The organism is Arthrobacter sp. P1_C12_2 (genome assembly GCF_056406415.1).
Map to the genome: position 1 here is coordinate 43804 of NZ_JBFUAF010000001.1, position 19433 is coordinate 63236.

At 68.1% G+C, this 19433-nt stretch carries 16 protein-coding genes and 1 pseudogene; 6 read left to right on the top strand and 11 right to left on the bottom strand.

Annotated elements, in window-relative coordinates; genetic code table 11:
* Positions 1–75 precede the first annotated feature (75 nt).
* The gene (gene topA / locus AC1DZQ_RS00220; protein WP_476961571.1) at positions 76–2814 is read right to left on the bottom strand and encodes a type I DNA topoisomerase; all 2739 of its coding nucleotides are present in this window, start codon (positions 2812–2814) and stop codon (positions 76–78) included.
* A 193-nt stretch (positions 2815–3007) separates the two neighbouring features.
* Complete coding sequence (locus AC1DZQ_RS00225; RefSeq protein WP_476961572.1) at positions 3008–3712, bottom strand: ArsR/SmtB family transcription factor; 705 nt, start codon at positions 3710–3712, stop codon at positions 3008–3010.
* A gap of 190 nt (positions 3713–3902) precedes the next feature.
* On the opposite strand from AC1DZQ_RS00225, the pseudogene AC1DZQ_RS00230 reads away from it, so the two are divergent.
* Positions 3903–5033 (top strand): annotated as a pseudogene (locus tag AC1DZQ_RS00230) (MFS transporter); the annotation flags it as partial.
* A gap of 126 nt (positions 5034–5159) precedes the next feature.
* Here the strand turns inward: AC1DZQ_RS00230 and AC1DZQ_RS00235 are convergent.
* Positions 5160–6716 carry a DUF7059 domain-containing protein gene (locus tag AC1DZQ_RS00235; RefSeq protein ID WP_476962020.1) on the bottom strand — a complete coding sequence of 519 codons (1557 nt, stop codon included), beginning with the start codon at positions 6714–6716 and terminating at the stop codon, positions 5160–5162.
* 220 nt (positions 6717–6936) lie between these two features.
* On the bottom strand, positions 6937–7731 hold the full coding sequence (locus tag AC1DZQ_RS00240; RefSeq protein ID WP_476961573.1) for a MerR family transcriptional regulator: 795 nt from the start codon (positions 7729–7731) through the stop codon (positions 6937–6939).
* 190 nt (positions 7732–7921) lie between these two features.
* Between AC1DZQ_RS00240 and AC1DZQ_RS00245 the strand changes: the two genes are divergently transcribed.
* From AC1DZQ_RS00245 to AC1DZQ_RS00255, 3 genes are all read left to right on the top strand, one after another.
* On the top strand, positions 7922–8380 hold the full coding sequence (locus AC1DZQ_RS00245; protein ID WP_476961574.1) for a hypothetical protein: 459 nt from the start codon (positions 7922–7924) through the stop codon (positions 8378–8380).
* A gap of 112 nt (positions 8381–8492) precedes the next feature.
* Positions 8493–9038, top strand: a complete 546-nt coding sequence (locus AC1DZQ_RS00250; RefSeq protein WP_476961575.1) for a DUF6023 family protein — start codon at positions 8493–8495, stop codon at positions 9036–9038.
* 316 nt (positions 9039–9354) lie between these two features.
* Entirely contained in the window at positions 9355–10122 is a 768-nt protein-coding gene (locus tag AC1DZQ_RS00255; protein ID WP_476961576.1) for a DUF6994 family protein, read from the top strand.
* 5 nt (positions 10123–10127) lie between these two features.
* Here the strand turns inward: AC1DZQ_RS00255 and trhO are convergent, their stop codons facing one another.
* On the bottom strand, positions 10128–11021 hold the full coding sequence (trhO, locus tag AC1DZQ_RS00260) for an oxygen-dependent tRNA uridine(34) hydroxylase TrhO (protein ID WP_476961577.1): 894 nt from the start codon (positions 11019–11021) through the stop codon (positions 10128–10130).
* Positions 11022–11138: 117 nt separating this feature from the next.
* Here trhO and AC1DZQ_RS00265 point away from each other — a divergent pair, with 117 nt between their 5' ends.
* Together AC1DZQ_RS00265 and AC1DZQ_RS00270 are read left to right on the top strand one after the other, a co-directional pair.
* Entirely contained in the window at positions 11139–11831 is a 693-nt protein-coding gene (locus AC1DZQ_RS00265) for a GNAT family N-acetyltransferase (RefSeq protein WP_476961578.1), read from the top strand.
* Positions 11832–12020: 189 nt separating this feature from the next.
* On the top strand, positions 12021–14447 hold the full coding sequence (locus tag AC1DZQ_RS00270; RefSeq protein ID WP_476961579.1) for a DEAD/DEAH box helicase: 2427 nt from the start codon (positions 12021–12023) through the stop codon (positions 14445–14447).
* A 152-nt stretch (positions 14448–14599) separates the two neighbouring features.
* Here AC1DZQ_RS00270 and AC1DZQ_RS00275 read toward each other — a convergent pair whose 3' ends face one another.
* The 6 genes from AC1DZQ_RS00275 to AC1DZQ_RS00300 form a co-directional block, all read right to left on the bottom strand.
* Positions 14600–15055 (bottom strand): Rv3654c family TadE-like protein, encoded by a 456-nt coding sequence (locus tag AC1DZQ_RS00275; RefSeq protein ID WP_476961580.1) that lies wholly within the window; start codon positions 15053–15055, stop codon positions 14600–14602.
* A complete protein-coding gene (locus tag AC1DZQ_RS00280; protein WP_476961581.1) occupies positions 15052–15429 on the bottom strand; it encodes a TadE family type IV pilus minor pilin in 378 nt (125 codons plus the stop codon). Before AC1DZQ_RS00280 ends, AC1DZQ_RS00275 begins: the two co-directional genes overlap by 4 nt.
* An 89-nt stretch (positions 15430–15518) precedes the next feature.
* The gene (locus AC1DZQ_RS00285; RefSeq protein ID WP_476961582.1) at positions 15519–15800 is read right to left on the bottom strand and encodes a DUF4244 domain-containing protein; all 282 of its coding nucleotides are present in this window, start codon (positions 15798–15800) and stop codon (positions 15519–15521) included.
* 282 nt (positions 15801–16082) lie between these two features.
* Entirely contained in the window at positions 16083–17789 is a 1707-nt protein-coding gene (locus tag AC1DZQ_RS00290; RefSeq protein ID WP_476961583.1) for a hypothetical protein, read from the bottom strand.
* 335 nt (positions 17790–18124) lie between these two features.
* Positions 18125–18736: a type II secretion system F family protein gene (locus AC1DZQ_RS00295; RefSeq protein WP_476961584.1), complete on the bottom strand. Its 612-nt coding sequence runs from the start codon at positions 18734–18736 to the stop codon at positions 18125–18127.
* A 13-nt stretch (positions 18737–18749) separates the two neighbouring features.
* Entirely contained in the window at positions 18750–19433 is a 684-nt protein-coding gene (locus tag AC1DZQ_RS00300; RefSeq protein WP_476961585.1) for a hypothetical protein, read from the bottom strand.

Genomic DNA, 19433 nt, shown 5'->3' on the forward strand with positions numbered 1-19433 from the left:
AATCGCCGGAAACCTGCGGATTCGCCGGTAATTTCCGGCGAACCCGCGCGTTTCCGGCGAATTCGGCGTGCTGTCCTACTTCTTGGCCGGGGCCTTCCGGGCGGGGGCCTTGCGGGCCGTCGTCGTGCGCTTGACCGGGCCCTTGGCCCGCTTTTCCGCCAGGAGTTCGACGGCCTGTTCCCGGGTCAGCTCCTCGACCGAGGTGCTGCGCGGCACGGTGATGTTGGTGATGCCGTCGGTGATGTACGGGCCGAACCGGCCTTCCTTAACCACGATGTTCTTCTCCGAGACCGGGTCCGGTCCGAATTCGGCCAGCGGCGGCACCGCGGCACGGGCGCCGCGCTGCTTGGGCTGCGAGTAGATCTCCAGCGCCGCCTCGAGCGTGATCGTAAAGATCTCCTCCTCGGAGCCGATGGAGCGGGAGTCCGTGCCCTTCTTCAGGTACGGGCCGAACCGGCCGTTCTGCACCGTGATGGGGTTGCCGTCGGCGTCCTGGCCGAGCACGCGCGGCAGGCTCATGAGCTGCAAGGCCTCGTCCAGCGTGATGGTGTCCACGCCCATGGACGCGAACAGGGATCCGGTGCGGGGCTTGGCCTTGACGGGCTTCTTCGGCGGCTTGGGCTTGCCGTTCTTGTAGTACTCAACGGGCTGGTTGGCCAGTTGTTCCTCGGTCATCTCCGGGATGATCTCGGTGACGTAGGCGCCGTAGCGGCCGTTCTTGGCCACGATGGTGTGCCCGGTGTGCGGGTCCGCGCCGAGCACGCGCTCCTCCGGGGCAGCGGTCTCCATGAGTTCAACGGCCTTGGCGGCCGTGAGCTCATCCGGGGCCAGGTCCTCCGGGACGTTGGCGCGGGCCGCTTCGACCACTTCGCCGGTCTCGGGATCCACCGTCGCGGTGGAGCTTTCCAGGTACGGGCCGAACTTGCCGACCCGGAGTGTGATCGCGTCCGTGATGGGGATGGAGTTGATCTCGCGGGCATCGATCTCGCCGAGGTTGTTCACGATGCTCAGCAGGCCAGGCTCGGAGTCTTCACCGAAGTAGAAGTGCTTGAGCCAGGCCGGTCCGGCGGCCTGGCCGTTGGCGATCTTGTCCAGGTCGGCTTCCATGTCCGCCGTGAACTCATAGTCCACGTAGTCGTGGAAGTGCTGCTCGAGGAGCCGGATCACGGAGAACGCAATCCAGCTCGGAACCAGCGCGGAGCCCTGCTTCCGCACGTAGCCGCGGTCCTGGATCGTGGAGATGGTGGAGGCATAGGTCGACGGGCGGCCGATGCCCTTCTTTTCCAGCTCCGCGGTCAGCGAGGCTTCGGTGTAGCGCGGCGGCGGCGAGGTCTCGTGGCCGACGGCGACAATGTCGGTGGCGGTGAGCGCGTCGTCCTTGGCCACGTTGGGCAGCCGGCGTGCTTCCTCGGACTCGTCGTCCCCGCGGCTTTCGTCCTTGCCTTCTTCGTAGGCGGCGAGGAAGCCGGGGAAGGTGATCACGGTGCCCGACGCCGAGAATTCGGCGTCGCGGCGATCGGCCGGGTCACCAACGGTGACGGCGCCGAGGCGGATCGTGGCGGTGGAGCCCTTGGCGTCAGCCATCTGCGAGGCGACCGTGCGCTTCCAGATGAGCTCGTAGAGGCGGAATTCGTCACCGGAGAGCTGCTTGGCCACCTGGGCCGGGGTGCGGAAGGAGTCACCGGCAGGACGGATGGCCTCGTGGGCCTCCTGCGCGTTCGCTGCCTTGCCGCTGTAGACCCGCGGCGCCTGCGGCACGTACTCGGGGCCGTACAGCTCGGAGGCCTGGCGCCGGGCGGCCGTGACGGCCTCGTTGCTCAGCGCGGACGAGTCCGTACGCATATAGGTGATGTAGCCGTTTTCGTAGAGCCGCTGGGCCACCTGCATCGTGCTCTTCGAGGAGAAGCGCAGCTTGCGGCCGGCTTCCTGCTGCAGGGTGGAGGTGGTGAACGGCGCGGCCGGCCGGCGGGTGTACGGCTTGGTGTCGACGGAGCGGACCCGGAATTCGGCGTCCTGCAGCCCCGCCGCGAGCGAGGCGGCGAGTTCCTCGTTGAGGTGGACGGCGTTGCGGGAGGTGAGCTCGCCGTTGTCGTTGAAGTCCCGGCCGCTGGCGACCTTGGCGCCGTCGACGGCGGCGAGCTTGGCCTTGAAGGAGCCGGAACCGGCGCCGAACTGGCCGGTGAGGTCCCAGTAGGAAGCGGCCTTGAAGGCCATCCGCTCGCGTTCGCGGTCCACCACCATGCGGGTCACGACGGACTGCACGCGGCCGGCGGAGAGGCCGCGGGCCACCTTGCGCCAGAGCACCGGGGAGATTTCATAGCCGTAGAGACGGTCCAGGACGCGCCGGGTCTCCTGGGCGTCCACCAGGTCCTGGTCGACATCGCGGAGGTTGTCCATGGCGCGGTGGATGGCTTCTTTGGTGATTTCGCCGAAGGTCATCCGGTAGACGGGAACCTTGGGCTTGAGCACTTCGAGCAGGTGCCACGCGATGGCCTCGCCCTCGCGGTCCCCATCGGTTGCGAGATAGAGAGCGTCGGCGTCTTTGAGCTGGGCCTTGAGCTCGGCGACCTTCTTCTTCTTGTCCGAGGACACCACGTAGTAGGGCTTGAAGTCGTTGTCGATGTCGACGGCGAACTTGCCCAGCGGGGTCTTCTTCAGTTCCGCGGGGAGCTCCGAGGGCTGCGGAAGGTCGCGGATGTGACCGATAGAGGCCTCCACGATGAAGCCTTCGCCGAGGTACTTGGCGATGGTTTTGCTCTTGGCGGGAGACTCCACGATCACGAGTTTCTTGCCGGTTTTGGCCTTGCTTGGCACGGTGCTCCTACAGAAAAAGGTGGCTCGGGCAGATGCGCMCATACCCGCCTAGTTCACCATATTTTGCAGAATCCCGCGCATCCGGCCGGAAATGACGGCCCGGCGGACGCGGCTTCCGGCCGCAATGGGACCGGGTGTCGGGCGGCCCCTGAGGGCGCTCCGGATGCAGTCCCGCGCCGTGCCCGCGGCCGGCTCAGGCCTTGCCGGCGGCAGGCTCGGCCCTTGCCGGTGGCGGGCTGCCGGCAGCGGGTTTTGCGGCGGCCGGTCCGCGGTCATCCGGAATCATCGACCACATCGTGGCCATGCGTTCGGCGCCCTCGGGCACGTGGTCCGGATCCTCCAGTTCGTAGTCCCGCAGCAGGTCGAAGACCCGCCGCGTCAGTTCGGCCCGCTGGTCCGGCGTCAGGTACAGCAGGTTGCTGGCCAGGACTACCGAGGACGGGCCGTCGGCGGTGTCGCCGCTCTCGCGCCGCTCGTTGCGGGCCTTGGCGTACGCCAGGACCCGGCGGCGGTAGGCGTCGAGCTCGAGGTCCAGGACGGCGAGTTCCGGGCTGGCCACCCCGCCCAGCGAGTGGATGGTGAAATCTGTGCCGGCGGCCATCCAGCGCCGCTCCCGGGCATCCCCGGCGGTGGCCGCGGGCACCACAATGCCCCATTTCTGCAGCGCCCGCAGGTGGTAGCTCATGGCACTGGGAGTCAGTCCGGTCTGCGCGGCAAGCTCGGTGGCCGTCCGGCTCACCTGGGTGGAATACAGTTCGGAAATGACCTCCAGCCGGGCGGCGTGGGCCAGGGCCCGGATCGCCTTCGGGTCGGTGATTTCCACTTGCTTTTCCGGACGATGCCGGCGCTTGGCGGCCGGCGGAGCCGTTGACCCTGCCGTCGGGGTTTCTGCGTTCACTCCTCCAGTGTATCCAGCCCCGCCAAACTATGAAAGAAATGCTTGACACCTATTCCGCGGCCGGGCTATGTTCCTATTTATGAAACAGACACTTCATAAATTGCCGGCCCCTACAACCGGCGCGCAGCCCCTATGGCGCAACCGCGACTTCCTCATTGCCGGCACCGCCCGGTTCGTTGCGACGGCGGGGATGGGCGCCGTCGTCGTCAGCGTCATGCTGCACCTGCAGAACGCGGCCGCCGCCGGCGAAACTCCTGTCGCGGGGCCCTGGCTCGTGGCCGCGTACCTGCTGTGCTCAGCGCTGCCGCTGGTCCTGCTGGCCCCGTGGGCCGGCCGGCTCGCCGACACCATGGATTCGCGCACGCTGGCGACGGCGAGCTCCGCGGTCAGCGCCGCCGCCGTCGCCGGCATGGGGCTGGGCATGCAGTACCTGGAGAACTATCTGCCCGTGCTGTTTGCCATGACGTTCCTGCTCGACGCGGCCCAGGCCGTGGCCAGCCCCACCTGGCAGGCCCTGCTGCCGCGGATCGTCGGCGAGGACCGCACACCGCGGGCCATGGGGACCATGCAGGCGACCATCATGATTGCGGGCATGGCAGGTCCCGCCGCGGGCGGCCTGCTCAGCGGCTGGGGCGGGACCGGACTGGTGTTCGCCGTGGCCAGCGGCTGCTACGTCGCCATGGCGCTGGGCGCCCTGCTGATCCGTACCCGCCGCGGCACGGCGGCCGAACGGGCCGGCCAGGCAAAGCCGGCGCTGCTGGATGGACTGCGCCTGATCCGCCGGGACAGCCTGGTCTGGGCCCTGGTCCTGGGGGCGATGTTCTTCATTATTGTCGGCGAGGCCACCAACGTGCTCGAGGTGTTCCTGGCCCGCGACGAACTTGGCGCCACCGAGACGCAGTACGGCCTCCTGTCCGCAGCCTTCGGCCTCGGCATGGCGGCGGGGGCCGCGATGGCCGGGAGGATCAGGACGCCCCGGGTCCGGCTGCGCGTGCTGCTGGCCTCCATGACCGGAGCTTCGGCGTTCCTGGTCCTGACGGGGATGGTCCCCAGCGTGGAACTGCTCTTTGCCGCCTACACGGGGACGGGAATGGCCTGCGGCGTCCTGAACGCCTGTTTCGGGGCCATCGCGATCCTGCGGATTCCGGAAAGCGGGCGCGGCCAGGCGATGGCGATTGTTGGCGGGATGACGCGTGCCGTCTCCATTGGCGCGCTGGCCCTGGGCGGGCTCTTGGGCGTTCTGGTGCCGGTGCGCGCCAGCTTCATCTTCACCGGGGTCGCCGGGGCCCTGGTAGCCCTCGCCCTCACGGCGTACGTCCTGCCGCGATTCGGCCAGGAGGACTCCGTCTCGGGCTCCGGCTCGGGCTCCGGCGATCCCGCGGCGGCCGAGGCTGCATTGCCAGCCGAGGCGGAGGCGGCAGTGCTGGCCGGGGCGGGCGCTACCGTGTCAGGCAGGCAGCAGGAAGCCGTCGCGAACCAGGTTCCCGACTTCCTCGAGCAGGCCGGTGCGGAACTCCGCGCCGTCAAACCCCTCGTAGCCGCCCAGCAGCGCCTCGAGGGCGCCGATGATCTGCCCGACGGACAGGTCGCCGTCGCACGCTGAGACCAGGCCGGCCAGCTCGGTGCTGAGTAGGTTGGTGCGGCGCAGCCCGGCTCCCTGCCGCAGCAGGATGACGCCGGGGTGTTCCGCACCCGGACGCTGGTGCCGTTCTTCGGTGACGTCCTCCGCGACCAGCAGGTGGGCGGCGGCCAGATCGTGGCCGGCCAGCCAGTCGGCACGCTCGACGGCGGCGCCCAGGTGTGGCCCTACCGGCTGCTCGATCGGGTAGGTGATCTCCTCAAAGCGGGACAGCACCCGCCCGGCGCCGTCGGCGGGGCGCCGCAGCCAGATCATGCCGAAGCCGATTCCCGCCACATTGCGCGCGGCGAAGTCATCAAGGTACGCCGCGTACGAGTCCTCGTACAGCCGGCGGTCGCGGCTTTCCGAGGCGTCCTGGAGCCAGGTCTCGGCATACTGCTCGGGGCCCACCTGCTCGCGCTGGATGAACCAGACGTCGGCGGCCGGACTGGCCCAGCCCTGGGGCCGTTCGGCCCAGCCGGCGCCTGCGGTGATCTCCCAGTTGCCCAGCAGCTGGGCCGTTCCGCCCGGGGCAAGGACCGAGGGCAGTGCGCGGACCAGGGAGGACACAATCTCGTCCCCCGGCAGGCCGCCGTCGCGGTACGTGAACTGGTCCGTGGCGGTCTCGCCGAGGCTGCGCGGCGTGATGACGAACGGCGGGTTGGACACCACCAGCTCGAACTCCTGCCCCGCGACGGGATCCAGCAGGGACCCGAGCCTCAGGCTGACGCGGGCGTCAAGGTCGGCCGGGTCCAGGTGCAGTGCGGCGGCGTTGAGCAGCAGGTTGAACCGGGTGAACGCCAGTGCGCGTTCGGAGATGTCCGTGGCGGTCACGTGCTCGGCGTGGTGCAGCAGGTGGAAGGTCTGGATGCCGCAGCCGGTGCCGAGATCGAGGGCCTTGGCAACATGGCGGCGGGCGGTGACCTGGACCAGGGTGGTGGAGGCCTGCCCAATCCCCAGGACGTGGTCATGGCGGAGGACGCCGGCGCGCTGGTGGGCTGCGAGGTCGCTGGCCACGCAGAGGTCTGCTCCGCCCGCACTGACCCCGTCCTCCCCCACGGTCGGGTCCCAGCCGTAGGGCCTGAGGTCCACCTTCGCCTGGATCAGGTCCCCGCCCGAGGGCTCCACGAGCCCGAGTTCCGTCAGCCCCTGGGTGCGGATGCCGGGGAGGGCGGCGTCGAGGGTCTCCGCGCGCTGCGGTTCGGAGAGCAGCCAGAGACGCACGACGCCGGCGAGCGCCGCCGTTGCCGGCTCGCCGAGGGATCGCCCGGTGACGATCAGTGCAGGGATGAGCTGGTCCCGGCCGAGGGCGGAGTGCGCAGCCTCGCCAAGCAGTTCCGCGACCCCGTCCACGGTGTAGCCGACGGCACGCAGGTCCGCGGCCAGGGCCTCGAGGAGGCCGGGGAGGTCGCTCCGCGGGGCGTCCGGGGTGTTGCCTGCTGTGAACGGGGTGGCGGGAACCTGCGTTGAACGAGCCTGGGTTGAACGAGCCGGTGCGGTGGGGCCTTGCGCTGAGGAAGTCACCGGACAAGTTTAGTCCCCGGGTTTGGCCGGGGGCTGGTCCCGGTTGAGTCCCGGGGGCTGGTCCCGCGCTGTGCGGATCCGGCTAGAGCTCGGTCTCCGCATAGATTTTCAGGGCGTCCCGGACGAAGGCCGCGCCGTCGGCGTCGCCGTAGTTCGCGGCGAACCTGGGATCGGCCACATACATCTCGCCGAGCCCCGTCACGTAGCCCTTGATGTCGCCACTTGCGACGTTGTTGCCATCGGCGGGGCCGCCCGCGGCGGGTGGCGCCGCGGGCGTGCCGGGGATATCCCTGAGCCATTCGACGTGGCGCCGGGCCAGCTCCTGCGCCTGTGCGCTGTCCGCCGGAACCCCCGACGCCGCAGCGGCCGCCCAGTCGGCGCCAAGCCGCTTGGACTGTTCCCTCCAGGCAGCCTTCTCCGCGGCGCCCATGCCGCGCCACCAGGCGTCCGACGTCGCATAGGCATCCTTGCCCCACCGCTGCTGGACCTCCTCCTGGTACTTGGTGTGGTCGAAACCGTCGAACATTTCCTCCGCCATGATCTTTCCTCCCGTTTGCAATGCCTCAATGGTGTGACGGACCGAAGCTATCTGCCGCCCCAGCCTGTCCTGTTCCTGCAGCAGCCACGCCAAGTGCCGGCCCAGTGCGTGCTCGGCGTCCGCCTCGTTGCCAAGCACGTCCGCGATCGCCGGCAGCCCGAGTCCCAAGTCGCGCAATAGCAGGATCCGCTGCAGTCGGACCAGGGACTCGTGGCCGTAGTACCGGTAGCCGTTATTGCCGGTCCGACTGGGCCTGAGCAGGCCGATGTCGTCGTAGTGACGCAAAGTCCGGCCGGTGGTGCCGGCCAATTTCGCGATCTGCTGAACGGACCAGTCCATGCCGTCACCTTTCTGCTCCCTCGAGGCCCCCGTTCCCCGGGCCCCACTGTTCCCGTGCCGACCGGCCGGTGCCGGCCCGTCCCTTCGACTCTAAACTTTGACGCAGCGTCAAAGTCAAGGGTCCGCGGGAGAAGGTGCCGGGACCGTCGGCGTGGCCGGTGGGCAGCGTGCAAGACGGTAAGTTTGAGGCATGGTTTTCCCTTCCTCCTCCGCCCCTGCCGCCCGCCTGGCCCGGCGGACGCTCAGCGGCGCGGCCGCCGCCGCCGTCGTACTGGCCGCAGCGGCATGTTCCCCGGCCGGCTCGGTTGAGAGCGCCGACGTCCCGGCGTGGAAGGCCACCGCCCTGCCCTCGGCCCCCGGGACCGTGCTGGAGGATGCCGGCAAAATCCTGAACCGGAATCCGATCGTCCGGGCAGCTTCCGGCGTGCCCGCCGGCACGTACACCCTGACCATGACCTGCGACGGCGGCGGCAAGGCGTTCTTCGCCGTCAGCCTGGACGGCAGCCAGCTGGCCGAAGCCGGGGCCGCCTGCAACGGCAGCCGCGAAACCGCCCGGATCAAAGTGCCCGCCGCGGGCGAGATCACGCTCAGCACGTCCAGCGTGGATGCCCCGCTTCTCTACGCCTACCACCTGGCGGCGTCGGGGTAGGACCCGCCCACAGCCCGGTCCCCGGCGCCCAGCGCAGCGCCCGCTGACGGGCCTGTCCGACCCGGACCTTTGACCTCTGGCGTTTGATCCCGGGCAGCCCTAATCTCAGGGTATGCCAACTGTGCCGGCCAGCAGGGTGCCGCGACGGCGCACCCCGGCGGCCGCCGTGGTGCTGTCAGTTGCGGTGTTTCTCGGGGCAGTCCTGTCCGGCTGCGAGTATGAATACAGCGCCGACCACTGGGACGATGAATCGACCTCCGCTGCCCCTGCGCCGACCACTGACGCTGCCCTGCCCCAGGACCCCCACCTCAACGAGCCGGTGACCGGCGACGAACTGGCTGACTGGGTCGACGACGTGCTGCCCGACACCGAGGGGCAGGTCTTCGATACGCGTTTCGGGACGCTGGAGGCCGACGAGGAGCGGAAAGAGACCACAGCCCAGCTGCCCAAGGGTACCTACGCCCTGACCTTGGCTTGCCGGAGCACCCGCCGGGTGTCCTTTTCCATCGAGAACGGTGAGAACGAACTCGTGGACCTGAGTCTCCGGTGCGGGACGTCCAGGGTGAACGTGGTGCAGCTGGCCGCAGATGCCTCGCTCTCCATCAAAGTGGATGCGGTCGGGCCGGCGAACTTCGCCTACCGGGTAAGCCGGATCTGAGGGTTCCCGGCCGGCCGAAAGTCCGGATCGTGCCATAGAGGTTCCGCCGTTAGATGAGGCCGCACTGGATCTAACGATGCAGGCCCAAGCCCTGAGAAAACATGTGTTTGTCCAGAACCGGGGTCATGGACCACATCGAGGCCTGGTAGAACCCAAACGTCCCAATGACAAGGCGGCCGCCCCGGCAGCGTACCCCGGCGGCCGCCCCGGCCGCCCCGGCCGCCCGTCAAGCTTGCGGCCAGGAGCCCTGGCCGCGTAACCGAAAAACAAACGATGAAACCGTCTCAACGGCTTGACGTGCGCATACACTTCCAACATGGGCGTCTTTGATACTTCATTCGACTACAAGACCGACAGTCCTGCGAGGACCAGGCCCGACGCGGACAGGGACAGCCCGCGGCTCCGGTTGGACCATGAGCTGCTGTGGACCAAGAAGCTGAACTCCGGCGTCGTTTTCGCCCCGACCCCGCCATCACCTCCTCGGGACGGCTACCTCATCTTCACTGACACCTCCGGGGGGAGGCATTGGTACGGCAGCGACGCCATCACCAACTCCTACACCGGCTGGTCACGTCCGAAGGCTCTGGCCGACGCCATCGCCTCGCTGAACGAGGACCAGCGGTCCCGCTACCTTAACCAGCCGTACACCATCGGCAGTTCGATGATTTGGCCCGTCAGGTCGAAGGACCGACCCACCATGAACCAGGCACGAGGGTTCGGTCGCTCAGGTCGGCTGATCGGTGACCGCATGGACCTCACCCTTGAGTGCATCCGGCGTCACTACGCAGGAGAGCCAGAGAGCCCCCTCGCCGATGTCATCAACGCCTACGCGGACTTCTTCAAGCTCTTCGACGGTTTCAAGGAGTTTGTTGACTTCTTTCACCTGCAAGACCTCGTGACGCCCGACTATGGCAACGTCGACTTCCACCTGCCGTTGGACAACTTTGAGCGTCCCGGAACACCAGCCACAACCCAGGAGTACGTGACGTACCGGGAATCAACGCTGGAGTTCATCGCGGCACGGAACCGTCGGATGGCCAAATGGGTCCCGGACTATCACCCCGAGATTGAGGTTCGCCAGTAGCGCCTTTAGGCGGCGCAGCCCTCGGGGCACCGCAGGGTGTCGGGGCTCGCGGCGCACTCGGCGCAGTAGAGCGTGAGAGTCCGGCAACTCGGATTCGAGCAGTTCTCGAACTTGCTCGTGGGTGCCGAGCAGCGGACGCACTCGCCGATGGTCTTGGCGTCCCCGCTGAACTCGACGTGCATGCGCTTGTCGAACACATACAGGGAGCCCTCCCACAGGCCCTGGTCCTTGAAGGCCTCGCCGTAGCGGACAATGCCACCGTCGAGCTGGTAGACCTCCTTGAACCCGCGGTTCACCATGAGGCTCGAAAGCACCTCGCAACGGATGCCTCCGGTGCAGTAGGTGACAACCGGCTTGTCCTTGAGGGCGTCGTACTTGCCGGAGTCGAGTTCCTTGATGAAGTCATGGGTAGTGGCGACGTCGGGGACCACCGCGTCTTTGAACTTGCCGATCTGGGCCTCGAAGCCGTTGCGGCCGTCGAAGAACACGACCTCGTCGCCCTGCTGTTTCTTGGCTTCTATGAGTTCATGGAGTTCCTCGGGCTTGAGGTGGGTTCCGCCGCCCACCACTCCGCCGGCGTCGACTTTGAGCTCGCCCGGGGCGCCGAAGGAGACGATTTCGTCCCGCACCTTCACGCTGAGCCGCGGGAAGTCTGCGGCGCCGCCGTCGGACCACTTCACGTCGATGCCCTGGAATCCCTTGTACTCCCGCGTGGTCTTGACGTATTGCTTCACGGCGTTCAGTTCTCCGCCGACCGTGGCGTTGATGCCGTCCTTGGACAGGATGATGCGGCCCGTCAGTCCGAGTTTTTCGCAGAGGGCGCGCTGCCAGAGCCGGACAGCGTCCGGGTCAGCGAGGGGGGTGAATCCGTAAAAGAGCACAATCCTGTTCAAAGCCACGCTTTTAAGGGTACTTGGTGGGGCGGACGGCCCAGCCACAGTCACAATTGGATATGCAAGCAGCTTCCGCCGACCCGGCCACTGTTGCTTGTGGCACGGCTGGAATACGCTCATCACATGAGTCTTGACGCCATGGTTGAAGACACCACTCACCTGCTGGAAATCTGGGTTGCCGGATGGGCCGGTTGCCGCGGATATGAGACGCGCAGGGAGGGACGGTTCCCCGCGGCCTTTCGTGCGGACACCACCCACGAATGGGAGTATTTCGCCTACGATCCCTCCGATGCGGAGTTCGAGGCGCTGGCGGCGAAGACGGCTGAAGTGCCGGCCAGAGTCCTCACAATCCTCACCAACGATGCGGCCCGGTACACGCTCCTGGGACAGCGGAACGGCCTCCATATCACCTCGGCCTCCCAGACCATGATGATCGTGGACATGGAGACTCAGGATTCGGAAGACCCGTGGCTTTCGGACGACGACCTCAAGCTTGAGACGTCCCGGACGGACGGCGTCCACCATGCGGTGGTCAGTGCCGGCGCGGAGGTAGCCGCGAGCGGACGCGTGTTTGTGGTGGGACACACCGCCATCTTCGACAACATCGTGACCTCACCGGCCTACCAGCGGCGGGGGCTGGGGAGCTTCATCATGAAGGCCCTGGCGGCCCAGGCGTTCGAACACGACGTCGACTCCGGGCTTCTGCTCGCCTCATTGGACGGCCAAAAACTCTATTCGCACCTCGGCTGGCGCATGGTATGCCACGTTCTGATGTTGTCGACCTCGGACGAAGGGGCGGACCTGTCCGTCGAATGAGGCGCTGCTAGCGCTTGCCGCCCGGGCACGGGCCCGGGGCAATGTGCCGTGCGCGCCTGCCGCTCGTGCCGTCCCGTTGGCCGTTCGCCGCGCCGACGCCGCAGCGCCCGCCGGGCGGCCGGGTTGCCTTCGTGCGGTGCTGCGCGCCTGCCGGGCGGGCGATTTGAGGCCGGATGAAAGAATATGTGAGTGAACCCGCATGAGTCCTTGATTCCGTTGCTGGGCCGAGGCCCGGACCCGGAACAGCTGCGTCATGTGCGGACGATCCCCGCCCGCCAGGCCGTCAATGCGCCGTGGCCGGAGTGGTGCCACCCGGATCTCGTGGCAGCCTACGGTTCCCTGGGCATCCACGAGCCCTACCGTCACCAGGTCCAGGCCGCCGAACTGGCCCACGCCGGAGAGCACGTGGTCATTGCCACCGGCACGGCGTCCGGCAAGTCCCTGGCGTATCAACTGCCGGCCCTGGACGCGATCCACCGTTCCGAGCTCAGGGTCCTGTCCGAACCCGGAAAAATCCACGACGACGGGGCCGTGACCCTCTACCTGTCCCCCACCAAGGCGCTCGCCGCCGACCAGCTGGCCGCGATCCGGGCGCTGCGGCTCCCCACCGTCCGGGCCGAAACGTACGACGGCGACACCGATCCCGCTTCCCGGCGCTGGATCCGGGACCATGCGAACTTCATCCTCGCCAACCCGGACATGCTGCACTTCGGCATTCTCCCGAACCATGCCTGGTGGGCCAGTTTCTTCCGGCGCCTCCGCTATGTGATCGTCGATGAGGCCCACAGCTACCGCGGCGTCTTCGGCTCCCATGTGGCAAACCTCATGCGCCGGCTGCGCCGGATCTGTGCCTACTACAGCCCCGGCGGCTCGCATCCCGGACCTGTGTTCATCGCGGCGTCCGCCACGGCGTCTGAACCCGGACAGTCCTTCGGCCGGCTGATCGGCGCACCGGTGCGTGCCGTTTCCGAAGACAGTTCACCCCACGGGTCCACTACCGTGGCGTTTTGGGAGCCGGCACTGACCGAACTCCGGGGCGAAAACGGTGCCAAAGAGCGCCGGACCGCCGTCGCCGAGACCGCCGAGCTGCTGGCCAACCTGGTGTCCTCCCGGACCCGGACCATTGCGTTCATCAAGTCCAGGCGCGGGGCAGAGACGATTTCCTCCATCGCCAAGCGCCTCCTCGACGAGGTGGACCCCAGCCTGCCGCAGCGAGTGGCCGCCTACCGTTCGGGCTACCTGCCGGAGGAGCGACGGGCCCTGGAAAAGGCGCTGCGCTCGGGTGAACTGCTGGGCGTCTCGAGCACGTCCGCGCTGGAGCTGGGCATTGACATTTCGGGTCTCGACGCCGTCCTCGTCGCAGGCTGGCCGGGCACCCGCGCGTCGTTGTTCCAACAGATCGGCCGGGCGGGCCGCGCCGGCCAGGACGCGATCGCGGCCTTCGTGGCCAGCGACGACCCGCTGGACACCTACTTGGTGAACCACCCCGAGGCCATTTTCGACGTCTCGGTGGAAGCCACGGTCTTCGATCCCTCCAATCCATATGTCCTGGGCCCGCACCTGTGCGCGGCCGCCGCGGAACTGCCGCTCGGGTTCGCCGAACTGGAGCTCTTCGGGGCCACCGCTGAGAAGCTGCTGGAGCGGCTGGTCCTGCAGGGCTACCTGCGCAAGCGGCCGGCAGGATGGTTTTGGACGCATCCGCAGAGTGCCGCCGCCATGGTGAACCTCCGGGCCGACGGCGGGGGCCCGGTGAGCATCGTTGATGCCGACACGGGCTCCTTGCTGGGCACCATGGATTCGCCGCAGACCCATTACCAGGCCCACACCGGCGCCATCTATGTCCACCAGGGCGACAGTTACGTGGTGGAGGACCTGAATGAGGACGATCACTGTGTGGTGGTGCGCCGCGCGAACCCCGATTACTACACCACCGCCCGGGACGTGACCCAGATCGAGGTCCTTGAAACGCAACGCACCACCCAGTGGGGCGACGTGGCCGTGCATTTTGGCGATGTGAAAGTTACAACCCAGGTGGTCTCCTTCCAGCGCAAAGCGTTGATTTCGAATGAGATCCTCGGCGAAGAACCCCTGGAATTGGGTGCCAGGGACCTGTTTACCAAGGCGGTCTGGTTTGTCGTGGACAACCGCTCGCTGACCGGCGCGGGGCTGATCGAGGCACAGTTCCCCGGAGCGCTGCATGCTGCCGAGCACGCGGCCATCGGCCTCCTTCCGCTAGTGGCTTCCAGCGACCGCTGGGATATCGGCGGGGTGTCCACGGCCATTCATGCCGACACTGGAGTGCCCACCATCTTTGTCTACGACGGCCATCCCGGCGGGGCCGGCTTCGCGGAGCGCGGCTACGACAAGGCCAGGTTGTGGCTGACCGCCACGCGCGACGCCATCAAGGCCTGCGAATGCGAGTCCGGCTGCCCCTCCTGCGTCCAGTCACCCAAGTGCGGCAACAAGAACAACCCGCTCGACAAGGACGCTGCTGTCACACTGATCGATGTGCTGCTCAACGACGCCAGCGAACTCATGCACACCGGCAACTCCGGCACAACGCCCGCCGCGGCCGGAACATCGGAAGAAAAGCCCGCCCAGCCGCTCCGCGCCTGAACGCATCTCAGCGGCCGGTCCGTGGCCGGGCGCCGGCAGGACCGTGGCCAGGCGCCGGCAGGGCGACAGGTCCGTGGCCGGGAGGCGGCGCGTCCGCAAGCCAAACCGCAGATAGATGCGCGGCTAGTGGCGACCCGCGGAATGAGCATCGTTCACGGTGTGGACCCGGTCCCGGCCACAGGGGGCGGTCCCGCTCTGGCCAGGCCTGTGGCCGCCCCGGGGAACGGTCCGGCGCTGATCTCGGTGCGCACTTGAACTGTGGCGTCCGGGCCTTCAGCACAGGCAGCCAACGTTGCGTTGTTCTTCAGCGCGACCTCTCGAGCCACGGCGCATGGCTCGCCGGACGTGATTCCCCGAGCGGCATCCGCGGCAGCCAGCGCCGCGAGATCGGCAGCCGCCGCAGCCCTCGACGCAGCGACGGCCGATTGGGCCAGAAGCAGCAGCAAGGCCACCGCCATGATGACCACCAGCCCGAGTCCCAGAGCCAGGACGGTCCCCGACCCCCGCTCTGAAGACGTGCAGCGGGGTCGGGCATGGGCAGGAGCCGGACTCCGGGGACGCTGCCCCTGGCCCTGGGCCCGGACACGTGCCCGTGCAGGCGACATCATTTGCCGCCCTGCCGCGGGGAGCGGGAGGTGTCATCCAGCGCGGGCTCATCCTGCCCGAGCTGCTGTGCCGCGCCGGGGGTCTCCGAACGGGCCCACGCGCTGGCGCTGAGGGCCCAGGGAATCAGAGACCCAACGGCCCCGGGGACGCGGCCGGAAACGGCGACCCTGTGCCATTCGCCGTCGAGCGTCACCTCTGCCCCTGCCGTTTCGCCGGCGAGACGGCGGACAATCTCGCCGACTTCGCCAGCCGCGGATCCCCTCGCCAGTGCCCGGGCACCACCGCGGGCCGCTTCCTCGAAACGGAGTTGCGTCACCCCGGCCGCCGAGCCCGCGAGCAGCACGGCGAGCAGGAGGACGACCGAGGGCAACGCCACGGCGAACTCTGCGGTAACGGCCCCGCGGCTCCCCGCGGTTGGCGGCGGCTCCCTCCGGCCGCCGCTCCCCCGGGCGCGCCAGAGTCCGTTCATGGCAACGTGAGCGCTGTCCGGATGAGGTTCAGGAGGAACCCGCGGACCTCATCGCTGCGCATGATGAACACGAGGACCCCGGCGAACCCCACGGCGGCGAGGGTTGCGATGGCATATTCAGCGGTAGCCATTCCGGCCTGCGCCGCTGGCGGCCTGCTGCGTCCGTGCTGAACGGGAACAACCGAGCTGGCGCCAGGGTAGATCTCATAGACCTCGGCAACGCCGCCCTCCCCTGCGTCAATGCGACTTGCAGCGGGAGTGTCCTGATTTATTGACATCTGCTTTCCTTCCACGGGACACCGGCGTGATCGCCGGCTGATTCGACTCTCCCGGCTTGTAAGTCGCGCCATAAGCCCCGATAGCAGCCAAGTGGAAAACCTGCCCGAAGGTGCGGTTCTGGCGGCCTGTGGAGGAGAACTCACAGGCCGTCCAGACCGCCAACGGAGTGACAGGCCCGTACCCAAGCCCCTGCTCCGCCACAGCACTGAACCCGAGGGGCTGTGGTCCGTACTGCGACGACAGCCCCTCGGGTTCAGTTGGTGCGGGTCACCCCCGCGTTCCTACGGGAGGAAGTACCCCGCGAGGTCGGCGATGAACTGGGCGGAACCTCCGGACCGGTTGAACAGCGTTACCTTTCCGTCAGGGCCGAGCGGGACCGAGACCAGGTTCGGAATGGTCTGTCCGGTCGCGAAGTTCAGGTTGGACGCATTCGGCCGTAGCGAGCCGGCCGGAAACGCGGTGGCGAAACCGAAGGACCGCGGAGCGGTGACCGTCAGGTTGAAGACAGCTGCCAGCGCGCCGGCCGGTACTCCGTTGGCACCGGCGACCTGGACGGACACTGGTGAATCCGCCGCTACCGAGAAGGTGTTCCGGGTGTCCAGGATCCGGATGGGGCCGACGGCCTTGAACGCACCGGTAGCGGTGGGAGTCCCTGGCAGGTAGTAGCCCGCGACGTCGGCGATCAGGTGGGAGGAGCCCGAGGACGCGTTGAACAACGCGACCTTTCCGTTGGCGCCGACGGGGACCGTGACCAAATTCGGCACAGTCTGGCCGGTGGAGAAGTTCAGGTTGGACGCGTTGGGCCGGGCGGCGCCGGAAGCGTACGCGGTCACGAAGCCCAGGGACCGCGCCTGGGTCACCGTGAGGTTGAACACCACTGCCGCAACGGATGCGGGAATGCCGTTGACGCCCGCGACCTGGAAGGACACCGGAGTATTTGCGGGCACCGCCGAAGTGTTCCTGGTGTCCAGAAGCCGGGAGGGCGAAAGGCTCTTGAAGGCTCCCGGCGTCGTCGCTGCGCCGGTGACGTAGTAGCCGGTGACGTCCGCGATCAGCTGGGACGATCCCGAGGACCGGTTGAACAGGGTGACTTTTCCGTTAGCGCCCACGGGGACCGTGACCAAGTTCGGCACCGTTTGGCCCTTGGCGAAATTCAGGTTCGAAGCGTTGGGACGCGCAGTGCCAGCAGCATAGGCGGTGATGAATCCGAAGGACTTTGGTTGGGTGACCGTGAGGTTGAAGACGACGGCGGACACCTTGGCAGGAATGCCGTTGACGCCCGCGACCTGGAACGACACGGCAGAATCCCTAGCGACGGGAGAGCCGTTCCTGGTATCCAGGAGCCGGGTCGGCGAGATGGGGCTAAATGTTCCGGGAAGCTGGCCACCCGCCTTTCCGGCCTTGATGACGACGTCGTCAATGAAGCTGTCGCCGGCCTGCCGCCTGTGCTCGGCACCGAGCTGCATCTTGGTGACAGCGGTAAAGCCCGTGGCGACCTGCTTGCTGGAATACAGGAGCTTGCCGTCGAACGTTACCTCGACCGTGGAGGAGGATCCGTTGGCGACGACGTGCATGACGAGATGGTGCCAGGTGCCGAGCGGGACGTTGACCTTCATCGCGGTGTAGTGGAGGGTTCCGTCGGGCGCCGCCACGCGCAGCCACAGGGCGCCGGCAGCGCCGTTATCGCGGAAGACGTCCACGAACCGGGTGTTCCCGTTGAAGAAACGGAAGTAGGGGACGTTGTTGCCCGCGACGCCGGGCTTCGTGACGTTGAACCAGCCGTCGGCGTAGACGTCGTCGCTGCCGGCAGGAAGCGGTGCGGAGAAATTGGCCAGGGAACCGGCCGCTGTCGTGACGTGAACATGGGCCGAGCAGCGGCCCGAGTGTTGCTCTGCAGAGGAGACATCGGCCGTGCCGGTCCCGGCCGTGGCTGGCGCGTTGAAGCCGGAGGCAGTGAGGCTTCCGGACTCGAAGTTCGTGGCAATCACCGTCGTGCCAGGGTACTGGTTGGTCGGTTGAGGTGTTCCCGGCTGACAGGTCGGTACGGCGGCGGACGCCGGACTGGCACCGACCGCCAAACCGGTCAACACTAGTAGGTTGAGCGCTGCAATCACGCCCGCTTTATACAGTCGAATCATTGATCTGCCCCCCTGGCATGGCTCCCAGTTAGTACGAGACCCCAGATACTCCGGGATTCGAGGCGCCAAGGAAGTGCTGTGAGTAGCCGACGCACGAGACCGCTCATACTTCGACGGTGCCTGCCCCAAAGGTATCCCCCAACAACTTGAATAAACCTTGGGCCCGGGGTGATTGTCCGGCGGCATCACGTCGGGAGCAGCCCCAGGAGCACGGGCACGACGCCGAGGCAGACGAACGCCGGCAGGGAGCACAGGCCCAGCGGCACAACGAGCTTTACGCCGAGCGCCGCCGCACGCTGCTCCGCGGCCCTGTTGCGTTCGCGGCGAAGCCGGCCCGCCTGGGCATAGAGCAGCGCTGAGGAGGGGGCGCCGGTGAGCGCGGCGAAGGAAAGCGCGTCGCGCAGGGCCAGAAGTTGGGGCGCCCGGGCACCGGAACTGCGCCATGCCGTGCCCCAGTCCGCACCGATTGCGAGGGCTGACACAACCGGCCGCAGCTGCCGCCCGAGTTCCGGTGGCATTAGGGCGGCCACGAGTTCGAGGGACCGGCCAAGTCCGGCTCCCGCATCCAGCATGGCGCCGATCAGTTCCAGCATCATGGCGGTGTCCCGCAGACCCGGGGGGCCGCGACGTCCGTGCCGGCCGGCGTCGTGGACCGTCGGGCGTCGGGCGGCCACGTCGGCCGGGGCCCGAAGCTGGCGCCGGAGCCGCCGGCGGACACCGCCCGGGCGTGCGAGGACCACGACGGCTACCCCGGCAAGGCTCGTTGCCAGCACGAATCCGGCAAGTTCGGGCCTCACGGCGGCCGCGGCCTCACGTTGGAGCTTCCGCCGCGGCCCGGACGAGCTTTGCGGACCACAACCGRCCGACGGCGGTCAGCGCCACACCTGCGGCCAACGCCGCGAGGCCCCAGGGGTTTCCCAGCAGTGTCGCCACCGGGTCCACGCCGAGCAGCAGTCCGAGACCCAGGCCCGACAGCGGCAGCCAGGTCAGTAGACGGACCGTCGCCCGGGGCCCCGCCAAGGCGGTCTGCCGGGCGGCCTCGGCGTCGTCCTCCGTCTCAAGGTGGGCGGCAAAGCGCGCCAGGACATCGGCCAGCGGGCAACCGCTGGCCTCAGCGGTGTCAAAGCAAGCGGCGAGTTCGCCCCACACGCGCACGTCGCGGCCGGCCCGGATGCCGACGCCCCCCATAGCGACAGCGACGCTGCCCTCACCGGCAGACCCCGCGGCGACCTCGCGGCGGATGGCCGCGGCCACGGAGGACCCGCGCAGGGCGGCCGAACGGGCGGCCGCAAGAATCCTGCGGGACTCCGGGCCGAGCACCGTTCCGGCGCCGTCCGGGGTGCGGTCGCGTCGGGCGCCGTGAACCGCGTCCTGGCCCGCGGACCAGTCCCGTGCGGCCTCCCCGCCGTGCAGGGCCCACAGTTCGTCCCACAGCCGGGCGGGGATGCGCCCTCCCTTGAGCAGCGCGGCCAACTGTTGAACCAGGACGGTCAT